General features: G+C 43.9%; 9 protein-coding genes. 6 read left to right on the top strand and 3 right to left on the bottom strand.

The features are described 5' to 3' along the window. The first annotated feature begins 237 nt into the window (after positions 1-237). From IKG78_RS04455 to IKG78_RS04465, 3 genes are all read left to right on the top strand, one after another. The gene (locus IKG78_RS04455; protein WP_290939928.1) at positions 238-1,209 is read left to right on the top strand and encodes a PD-(D/E)XK nuclease family transposase; all 972 of its coding nucleotides are present in this window, start codon (positions 238-240) and stop codon (positions 1,207-1,209) included. A gap of 99 nt (positions 1,210-1,308) precedes the next feature. Then, complete coding sequence (locus IKG78_RS04460; RefSeq protein ID WP_290939930.1) at positions 1,309-1,545, top strand: XRE family transcriptional regulator; 237 nt, start codon at positions 1,309-1,311, stop codon at positions 1,543-1,545. 18 nt (positions 1,546-1,563) lie between these two features. After that, a complete protein-coding gene (locus tag IKG78_RS04465; RefSeq protein WP_290939932.1) occupies positions 1,564-2,892 on the top strand; it encodes a TldD/PmbA family protein in 1,329 nt (442 codons plus the stop codon). 246 nt (positions 2,893-3,138) lie between these two features. Here IKG78_RS04465 and IKG78_RS04470 read toward each other — a convergent pair whose 3' ends face one another. Further along, a complete protein-coding gene (locus IKG78_RS04470; RefSeq protein WP_290939934.1) occupies positions 3,139-4,152 on the bottom strand; it encodes a hypothetical protein in 1,014 nt (337 codons plus the stop codon). Between the two features lie 105 nt (positions 4,153-4,257). After that, positions 4,258-5,613 carry a LuxR C-terminal-related transcriptional regulator gene (locus IKG78_RS04475; RefSeq protein ID WP_290939938.1) on the bottom strand — a complete coding sequence of 452 codons (1,356 nt, stop codon included), beginning with the start codon at positions 5,611-5,613 and terminating at the stop codon, positions 4,258-4,260. A 184-nt stretch (positions 5,614-5,797) separates the two neighbouring features. Between IKG78_RS04475 and rplU the strand changes: the two genes are divergently transcribed. The 3 genes from rplU to IKG78_RS04490 all read left to right on the top strand — a co-directional run bounded on the left by rplU (position 5,798) and on the right by IKG78_RS04490 (position 8,014). Next, complete coding sequence (gene rplU, locus IKG78_RS04480; protein ID WP_290939941.1) at positions 5,798-6,283, top strand: 50S ribosomal protein L21; 486 nt, start codon at positions 5,798-5,800, stop codon at positions 6,281-6,283. Between the two features lie 3 nt (positions 6,284-6,286). Further along, on the top strand, positions 6,287-6,550 hold the full coding sequence (gene rpmA / locus IKG78_RS04485) for a 50S ribosomal protein L27 (RefSeq protein ID WP_290939945.1): 264 nt from the start codon (positions 6,287-6,289) through the stop codon (positions 6,548-6,550). A gap of 390 nt (positions 6,551-6,940) precedes the next feature. Then, positions 6,941-8,014, top strand: coding sequence for a FlgD immunoglobulin-like domain containing protein (locus IKG78_RS04490; protein ID WP_290939948.1), 1,074 nt, complete (start codon positions 6,941-6,943; stop codon positions 8,012-8,014). A gap of 125 nt (positions 8,015-8,139) precedes the next feature. Here the strand turns inward: IKG78_RS04490 and aspS are convergent. After that, on the bottom strand, positions 8,140-9,495 hold a 1,356-nt coding region (gene aspS, locus IKG78_RS04495; protein WP_290939951.1), incomplete at its 5' end, for an aspartate--tRNA(Asn) ligase.

The following is a 9,495-nucleotide window of genomic DNA, read 5'->3' on the forward strand; positions in this document are numbered from 1 at the left end:
CTTCTATCATCGTGACGCCGCTGCCTCCGTGCCCGCCCGCGGGCTTTGCGACGAATGGGTATGGGATGGGCGGCGGCGCGTCCGTCAGCAGATGCGTTTCGAGTACAATTTACATAACTTTAACAAACTTAGTCTTGCCAAAATAGGGGCTTATTCTACATTTCCTCTTGCGGTTTCGAAAAGTGCACCGAGACATCCATGAATTTGGATGTTTTTCTTTTTTCTGGAGAAAAGTGCATGGAGAGCGAACAAATTATAATTCCTGATGTTTTGAAGGGGAAGACGTTTCTGGATCCCGGCTACGGTCCTGCATTCCGCAAGATGTTGGAACCCAAAGAAGTGATGGCGGATTTCATCAACAGCATTTTGCATTTGAATGGCTGCGAAGAAGTTGTTGATTTGGCTAGCCAATTCGAACGCCCTATTGACACGTTCTATCCAGAAAATAAAACGCTTTACTTCGATGCCCACGTTACCACGCGAGGCAGCCAGTATCTGAACATTGAACTTCAGAATGCTCATCATGCGTTTTTCGTTGACAGGTCGTTGATCTATAACGCCCATCACGTTATTCATAGCAAACGGGATTTTGAAATAGCCCGCAAAAACGAAAAGATTGTGAAAAATGAAATCATGGCTCGCCGCTACGAGTTGCCTCAAATCATTTCCGTGTGGATTTGTAAATTCTCTCCTCGCCCAGAAGTGGAGCACGATGATTTTCGTGATTACTGGGGCATCTATAGCGGCAACGACCTCGCAAAAGGACGAACCCTACCCGTTTCCGAAAAAATAAAGTATCTTATTATAGACTTGCCCAAGTTCATCAAGACGCACCCGGCGATTGATACTCGAGAATCGTTCTGGTTGCATCTGATAGCGTGCGGCGTGGAGGCTATGCCCCCGACAAACGACCCGATTTTTCGACAAGCAATCGAAAATCTTCGAATCGTCAACGCAAGTCAAGAACTTTTGAACAGGCAGGAAAAGGCTATGACATACAATTATGAACATGAAGTCGATGATTATGAAGCTATAATAAAGGACCTTGTAAGTGAGGCCTCGCAAGCGGCGGCTGAAAAAAGAGAGGATGAAATTGCTCGTGAAATGCTAGCTGATAACGAACCGTTGGAAAAAATTGTACGATATTTGCATCTTTCTAAAGAACGGATTATGGAACTCAAGGCAGAACTTGAGTCTGTCGGTGTGTAAAGAATTACAGCGAATAACTCCTACAACCTAACCCCTAACCCCTAATCCCTAACACATACAACCTAACCACCAACCACTGTTTACTAACCACTAAAAATTATGCCAAGACATGGAACCCCAACGCCGGGACAGGCGATCCTCGAAGGAATAGAATGGCTCAAGATTGACAAACCCGAATTTGCTCGTAGGGTGGGCCTCTCGATAGAAATGCTTGACCAGCTGATTGCTGGCGAAATCAGCATCTCGACGGAAATCGCGAATGCTCTCGAATCAGTGACGGGTAGTCCCGCCGCCTACTGGAAAATGCTCGAACGCAAAAGCAAAGCAGCTCGATAAAATTATTATACTTGTGTCATGAATATTAAAGACGCTGTTTCTTTCATGTGCGACCTCGCCAAGGGCGAAGCCGAACAGTTCGATGTTATCGCTTCCAACGCGCATTCCGAAGGGCTTTCTGTCTTCCAGGGGCAAGTGCAGAACACGGAAATTTCTGATTCCGTGGGGCTTGGTGTCCGCGTTATCAAGGATGGCCGTCCGGGGTATGCTCATACGGAACGCCTCACTGACGAAGCTCTCCGCCAGACGCTCAAGGACGCTCTTTGCCACACGCAGTGGACCGAAAAAATAGACATTACGCTTCCGCAGGCGGTCGAACTCCCGAAGGAAGAACCGAACTACAATCCTGCGCTTGAATCGCTCGACCTCTCGACGATGAAGGATTTCTGCATTGAACTTGAAAAGGCTACGTTTGCAAAATCCAAGGAAATCGAGAACATCCCGTACCTCGGTGGCGATATCGAAAAAAATTATTCCATTGTTGCGAATAACACGGGGCTTTTCTACGAAGCCCGTTCGAACAGTGCGTCCGTGGGGGCTGGTGCTGTTGCCAGCCGCGATGGCATCAAGAAGCTTGGAAATTTTGTAAAAAGCGGTCGCAACTGGAACGATTTTACGGTTGAAGAAATTGCGGGTCGTACCGCAGAATACGCCACGGAACTCTTCGGTGCGAAAAAAATCGAAGGCGGCAAGATTCCGGTCATTCTCTCGGAACGCATTTCGGCCCGATTCCTCGGCATGTACAGCCAGCCGTTTATGGCTGAAACCATGCAGAAGGGGCAGTCTCGCCTCGACGGCAAAGAGGGCGAAAAGATTGCAAGCGACGTGTTCTCGCTCTGGAACGACCCGCAGGGCGAATTGTTCGAACACAAGTTCTATTTTGACTCCGAAGGTTGCGTCACGAAGCGCGTCAAAGTTGTCGAAAACGGCGTGTTTAACTCCGCACTTTACAACCTCGAAACCGCATCGAAGGCCCATCGCGAAACGACCGGCAACGGCGAACGCGGTTTTGGAAGCAAAATGTCCACGAGTTTCTTCAATTTGCTCGTTCCGCCGGGAGCGATGACGACAGCGGAACTCCTCAAACTATTCCCGAAATGTTTGCTCGTCGTTCGCTTGGAAGGCAATTCCGGTTGCAGTTCCGTGAGTGGTGAACTCAGCATCGGGGCGCATGGCTTCTGGTGCGAAAATGGCGTAGTGCAGCACCCGGTCGATGGTGTGACGCTCAGCGGCAACTTCTTCGACATTATAAAGAATATCGTGGCTGTCGGTAACGAATACCGCGACCCGTTCTCGACTTACAAAGTGCCTGCAATTGCAGTAAGCGAACTCAGCGTCAGCGCTTAATTTTTCGCGCAGTCCCTGTTACGGCGCGGTTTCTATTGCTGCGCAGATTCCATTGCCACCGCGCTGTTCCTGTTACGGCGCGGATCCCATTACTTCTGCGCAGTTCCCGTTGCAATAGCGGAACTGCGTTTTTTTGCGGTGATCCTCATACGAAAATGCTGCAAGAACTTTCGGCCTAAGCTTTGGTCCCTGCAGCATTATTTGAATGTTTGAGGTGTTTTTTGAGTTGAGTATTATTAAATTCGGTTACGGGTTGTATTCGTCGCTGTTTCTGTCTAGAGGAACTTTGCCAACGCTGACCGTATTTGTGGTGTGGCTGTACAAGTCGTTCGGCGTGACGAACAAGGCCTGTTGCTTTCGGGCGTTTTCTATCAGTTCTTCGATGCTGTTGACTACGATTCCTGCCGCTTTGAGGAGAGCTTTCAAAAACTCTTCGATGGCGTTGCTCAAAGCGTTGCTCTTGATCAAGTTGACGTGATTCTTGTTTTCTTTATCGACAAGGTTCCTTAAAATCTCTTCGATGGATTCCTTAACCGGTTCGGTTTTTGCATCAGCAAAACTTTTGGTGTTGTAGTTGTATTCGGCAGCGTGTTCGGCGTACAGATCGAACAGTGTCGCTGAACGCTTTACCTTTTGCGGAGCCTGCGCGTCGCCATTTTCGATATGGAGCTTCAAGTCGGGATTGTCCTTGGACGCATCGAGGAAGCATTGGTAAACGAACGAGGAGCAAACCATCGTGTGTTTTCCGTCGTGGAATTTTTCGTCGATGAGCGTCTTGAGTTCTGCCGCGACGACTTGCAAAAGCTTGATGACGTTGGGGTAGGTGAGCGCTACGTTGGAAACGTCCTTGAAAATGATGATCATTGCAAGCAGTACGAGATCAGAATAAGGATAGGGGAGTCCTTGCCGGGCATAATCGCGGGCGATTTCAACAACTGGTGCCACGATTTTGTCGTAATCGTCACCAAATCCTCCTTCTTTAATTAGGCGACGGACATGGACTCCGCGTGCTTCGGGATTGCTTGTGACCAAATGCAAGTTGATTCCACACTCTCCAGAATCTGCAAGTGCCGCTTCGTCCCCGTTTTGCACAAAAAGAGCTCCGTGGGTAACTTTAGAGTGGGTAAAGAGCATTATCAATTCTGATATGATGCTGCCTTCCTCTCCGTCGAAAATGAGAATATCCCCCGGTTTCAAGTCCTTGAGTTCAATGGGCTTTTCCTCTTCGTCTTGTAAAATTTGATTGTTCTGTTCTGTCATGCTTTGTCCTTCTCCAATTTTCTAATAACAAAGATAGCATGGCCGATGTGCGAAAGCAATAGCCCATTCGGGTTATTTTTATGTGAAAAAGGTATTAGAGATAAATTAATTTTCGGTAAAAACGTTCTGGAGACAGTTCCAAAGGAAGACTTTTTTCTGTTCGTCAATGCCTTTTAGCATCCATTCTACATCTTTTTTGGTGATGTTGGGGGTGTATGTGTAGAGTTGCTTGCGGTGTTCTTCGCTTTCGGCGGTTTCGCCCTTGATGTTGCAGCAGGCGATGATGCACAGGCGGATAGCCATGGCCTTGGGGTTGAACAGCAAAATTTGTTTTGCAAAATTTTTGCATTCGTCAAATTTGCCCTGCAACAGCAAAATGAATGTTTTTGCCTGGAATGTAGGCTGTAGGGCCGATTCCGGTATGCAGCGCATGTTGTCGTCGATGAGTTCCATCGCGAGCTTGTCTTGGCCGGTCAACATGTAAATTTGCGTGAGGATTGTGCGCGCTATGACAAATTGCGGGTTCGCCTCAATGACCTGCTTCAAGTACGCGATGGCTTCGCTCTTGTTGCCGATGGAAATGTTGAACATCGCCATAATCATCTGCGAATAGAAGGAATAGGGGGCATTGTACATGGCCTTGCGTGCAAATTCGCCTAATTCCTTTACATTGTCTTGTACGTTTCCCCAATTTTCGAAAATGGCGATGTAGTATGATGTGGCGAGCGTGTAAAATGCAAATTCATTATACGTGCTGTCCGTGGCAAGCGGAGTAAGCATCTTTTTGCTGATTTCGAACGATTCCTCGCTGCGATTTTCGAGTTTGGCGTAGGAGTATGCCGAAGCATACCACCAGTAGGGGATAGGGCTCCTTGATGTGTAATTCAGCTTGGCAGAGGCGAGAAGCATGTTTCTAAACAAGAGAATGGCGGACTTCTGGGCCAAGACGCTGATTTCGTCGGAGTCTGTTTTTACATTTGTTGCCCAAAGAATTTCGTGCGACTTGCCTATCTTGATCGATATATGCAGCGCGTCGTTGCTGTTCGGTGCTGTGGAGGCTTCTATTAGAAAACTGGGTTTGGTGTATTTTTCAGATCCGTCCGTGATGCGGAATATGTGATATTGATGGATTGCTTCGATAATAGACAGGTAAAGGCTGTGCGCTTTGGTTTGTTCGGGAACGTTGGACAGGAATACCACGTTTACGTCTTTGCAGTTGCTTACTTCTTTGCGGCCTTTTTTAGGTTGGTCTTCGTTTTCCGGCGAATCATCGCTGAATACCGCTTCGGTCCTGTTTGTGACTTCTAGAATCTTGTAAATGTTGGTAAGGTGGACTTTGACCGTGTTCAAGGATATGTTCAAAGCCTTGCATATCTCGGGATTCGTGAATCCTTGGCGCAGTAATGAAAGGATTTCTTGTTGGCGCGATGTCAGTTCCTGTATTTTTTCTTGCTCAAACATGAGCATAATCTAGTATAAAAACCGCAATATTAAATACCCCATAACAAGAAATAGACTTTTATTTTTATTACGAAATTTTTGAAAAAGATGCGTTTTCCGTCATTTTTCGCCTAATCCCCTTTGATTTTTTGCATTCTTTTACTAAATTTGGGACTCCAATAGCAACCTAAAAAGGATTACAAAAATGTATTCTATTGTTGAAACAGGTGGTTTCCAGTATAAAGTCGAACTCGGCAAGGCCTACAAGCTCCCGACAATCGACGCCGCTGTTGGTTCCGAACTGGAGCTCAAGTCCGTTCTTCTTTTCTCCGGAAAAGAAGTACAAGTCGGCACCCCTGTCCTGAATGACGCATCTGTCAAGGTCGAAGTTCTCGCCCATGGCAAGTATGACACGGTTATCGTGTTCAAGAAGAAGCGTCGTACCCGTTACGAACGTCGTAACGGCCATCGTCAGGGCTATACCGAGGTGCTCGTCACGGAACTCCGCTCCGGCGCTGAATCTGCAGTCGTTGACCCTCAAGTTATTACCCGCAACCGCGCTCGCGTGGCTGCCCTTGCTAAGCAGAAGGTTCAGAACAAGCCGCTCACTCGCAAGGAAAAGATCGCTCAGGGCCTTCCGAAGCCTGTTAAGGTCAAGAAGAACTCTGTGCGTAAGGCTAAGGAGGCTTAATCCATGGCACATAAGAAAGGTCAAGGTTCAGTACGTAACGGCCGCGACAGTAACGCCAAATATCTTGGTGTTAAGAAGTACGCAGGCGAAGTCGTCAAGGCTGGCAACATCATCGTTCGTCAGCGCGGCTCTCACTTCCACAAAGGCAACAATGTTGGTATGGGCAAGGACTTTACCTTGTTCTCCCTTGTTGACGGCAAGGTGAAGTTTGAACGCCTCGATGCAAAGCGCCAGAAGGTCTCCGTTTACCCGGAAGAAGCCAACTAATTTCGCTTTGGACGAATTTAAAAGCCGGACGCAAAAGCGCCCGGTTTTCTTTTTGTTTCCTCATATTTCTTTTGTTTTATCATCCCCGACTAGAACTTGCCCTGATGTAGTTGAATGGGCTTTTTTTTTGGGGGGGGGACAGATTGACTAGTGTCGGAATAAATCCTGCATGACTGCTATACTTTGTTACCCGGGTTCCGTTTTGGTGACGATTTTTTTTTATTTGTACTAGCTATTGTTTTGTTGATTATATGTTATATGATTGTTTTTGTATGAATTTTTTTAGATAAGTGATTGATAAAATTATTTGTAAAATTTTGTATAAGGTGAAATAATTTGTTTTTTTTTATGTTATATTATATGGAAACTTTTATAAGGAGAAAATAAAATATGAATAAAATATACCCATTGGTTCTTATTGCAGCCTCGATGTGCTTTGCTGCTAGAATTGGTGCGCTGAAGGGGGAAAACGCATGCCCCGGTGAGACTGTCACCATAAAATTGAATACAGAAGATGACGATAATCCTAGTACAAGAATCCTTTCTCAAAGGAGAGATAGAAGGGATGTTACACCGGGGTCTATTCCAGTCCCAGGGGTTTATATCTCTGAAGATAAAACTTCAATCACCTTTAAGTATTGTGTCTTTAATGTGCTTAACTTTAATAACATTAATTATAAAACTAAATATGATTATGCTGTTCTGTTGCTTGATGATGCATGCCCTACAGGCTCGTATAAAGTTAAACGACATCATGATACCGAAGATGGCAAAGATAACTATTCTTGGGGAAATGTTTATCCTAACGAAATAGGACATAATGCAGATTTGTATTACTGTTTTGTTCCTAAGAAAACCTGTCCTACCCCATATGATTGTTCTTTTGCTCCGTCGTTCCCTGGTGGTGGACTCTATGAAAATGGATTTTTTGCTTATGCTCCTAATTACGCAGAACTTTCTGGTGGCGCAAGCCAAGTATATACTTTGTTTGAAACTCAAATTTTTATAGATGATGAAAATTCCAGAAATGAAAATTCATGGGATTATTATGGGCTTTCTTCCACTTATCGAACTGCTTTTAATAAATTCATGTATAACGCTGGTGAACGTCGAAAAGATACAGAAATGTATGTCGCTTATTCGTATCATCGACCGAATGGCGGTTTGAACAAGACTGCCGCCGAAGAAGTCGTTGCCAAGCCGGTTAATGCCGAACAGTTGTCTGCACCTATGGTTAAGGGACTTGACCGTTCTGCCGTGGCTGTTGAACTCAAGTCGGCAGGCGATGTCAGAATTACCGTTGCCAATGTCAAGGGAGCCGTTGTCGCAAATATCGTAGAGAACAATCTTCAGGCAGGTGTTCACCAAATTAAGTGGAACTCTGGCATTGTTCCTAACGGTCGCTATATTGTGACTGTTAAGCAGAATGGCATGGTCAACGCAAAGAATGTAATTTTGAAGTAATTCGAATTGCGTTTGTTTTGTTGAAAATCCCGCTCGTTTTGGGCGGGATTTGATATTTTACAACGTTTTCTTGCATTCTAGTCTTGTGTTTTTTCTACATTGTTATCGTGATTTCTATGCGCTTTTTAAAACTTTATCTCATATCTGCTCTTGCAACATTTCTCTTCGCCTGTTCCGACGATGATGATGGAACGGATTACACGTTCTATAGGGAAATTTCCGAATATTCCGTCTTGAAGGAATGTAGTCCGGGGGTTCCCGAAGGTACGGCATGCTTCAAGATCCGTTACCGCTATCCGATTTCGACGGACAATTATTCCGGTTTGTGCGTATGGCTTGATACGACTGTCGTGGATTCCACAACATTGACTGTAAACAGCAAGCAAATAAAGAAGGCTCATGAGGGTGTCGAAAACTCGTTTTTCAAGGAATATAAGAATTCGGGCGATTACTTTGATACGCTTGATCTTACGGATAAAATCACCGAATTCGTGAAAAAGGGCTAGATCGGAAGAGTCACGTGGGAACAAAACACATTTTTTAATATTTCCAAGACCAACAAATAATTTAACAACTCTTTCCAATCCAATTCCAGCTCCACCATGAGCAGGAGCTCCTAATTTAAAAGCATTTAAATAATCACTTAAAGTTTCAGGATTAATTTCTTTTTCTTTAACTTTTTGTAACAACAAATCATAATCATGAATTCTTTGGGCTCCTGAAAGGATTTCTTCTCCCCTGATGAAAGCATCAAATGAATTAGTGAAATTATCATCTTTTGGATCAGGCATAGTATAAAAAGGTCTTGCACTTTTTGGATATCCGTATAGAATATAAAAATCAGTTTTATATTTATCTTTAACTAATTTTCCTAAAGCTTTTTCATTTTCTGTATCTAAATCTTCATTAATGTCTTGTTTAAATCCGTTTTCAGTGAGTAATTTAATCCCTTCACTCCAGGGTAATTTAAGCACTTCAGGTGTTAAAACTAAAGGTTCGAAAGGATATTGATTATTTACTATTTCTAATTCTTTTGCATATCTTTCATTTAAGCCCTTAAATATAAAATAGAATAATTCCCCTAAAACATCTAAGACTTCAAAGAAATGTTCCTTTATTTCCATTTCAATATCCAACCCAGTGAATTCGCATAAATGTCTAGAAGTGAATGAATTCTCTGCTCTGAATACAGGGCCTATTTCATATACTCTTTTGAAATCCGAAATTATACACATTTGTTTATATAACTGAGGAGATTGAGCTAAACATGCATCTTGGTTGAAGTATTTAAATTTAAATACATTAGAGCCTCCTTCTGAAGCTCCTCCGATTAATTTAGGAGAATGTATTTCTATAAAATTTTGAGAATCTAAATATTCTCTAAATAAATGAGCAACTCCTGATTGTAATTTAAATATTGCTTGAGTGGTAGGAACTCTAAGATCAAATACTCTATTATCTAATCTGGTATTCATTTTAAC

Source organism: Fibrobacter sp., assembly GCF_017545445.1.
Taxonomy (GTDB): Bacteria; Fibrobacterota; Fibrobacteria; order Fibrobacterales; family Fibrobacteraceae; genus Fibrobacter.